Genomic DNA, 918 nt, shown 5'->3' with positions numbered 1-918 from the left:
CTCGTCAGCCACAACGCCGTGACACCCTGCGAGACCACAGTGCGCTGCAAAGCCGGGACATCCAGATCCCCGGCCGGAGCCACGACCACCGTCCCACCGCTCAGCAACGGCACCCACAACTCGTACGTCGAGGCATCGAACGCCGCAGGCGAGTGCAACAGCACCCGCTCATGCGCCACACGGTCAAACCGCGGATCCACAGCCAGCGCCGCGACATTCCCGTGCGTCACCACGATCCCCTTGGGCGCCCCCGTCGACCCCGACGTGTACATCACATACGCCGCATCGTCCGACCGCACACCCACCCGAGGCGCCTCGCGCCGCTCCTCCCCTTCACGTGTGGAGTCGGTGACGAGCACGTCCGCCGCGTCCGCCGGGAGTTGCGGCCGAGACGCGTCGTCCGTCACCACCAGGGTGGCCCCTGTGTCGGCGAGGACGTGGCGGATGCGGTCGGCCGGATAGCGGGCGTCCAGGGGCACGTAGACGGCGCCGGCCTTCATCAGAGCGAGAACCGTGACGACCGTCCCGACCGAACGCTCCAGAAGCACACCGACCGCGTCACCCGACCGCACTCCCCTGCCGAGCACTTCGTGCGCGACCTGGTTCGCACGCGCGTCGAGCTGCGCGTAGGTGAGCGTCACAGAGCCGTCGGTCACCGCGGTGCCATCAGGCGTCCGTGCCACCTGCCGGGCGAACAGCTCACCCAGGGGCACGTCCGGCACGACATACGCCGTGTCGTTGAAGTCCACCACCGCACGCCGGTGTTCTTCGGGGGTGAGGATGTCGATGTGGTTGAGGGGCTGGTCGGGGTGGGTGGTGGCCATGTCGAGGAAGTGCAGCCACCGCTCGAACAAGGCCTGCACCGTGGCCGGGTCGTAGATGTCGCTGGAGTACTCGACCGCACCGCTGATGCCCTGC

General features: G+C 68.8%; 1 protein-coding gene. It reads right to left on the bottom strand.

Features of this window, described 5'->3' with window-relative positions; translation table 11 throughout:
* Positions 1–918: AMP-binding protein (locus IE108_RS34650; RefSeq protein WP_189397854.1), on the bottom strand; the 918-nt coding region annotated here is incomplete at both ends.

Origin of the sequence: Streptomyces parvulus, from assembly GCF_014648855.1 — a bacterium.
Classification (GTDB): domain Bacteria; phylum Actinomycetota; class Actinomycetes; order Streptomycetales; family Streptomycetaceae; genus Streptomyces; species Streptomyces parvulus.
This window is presented reverse-complemented; position numbering and strand designations above follow the sequence as displayed.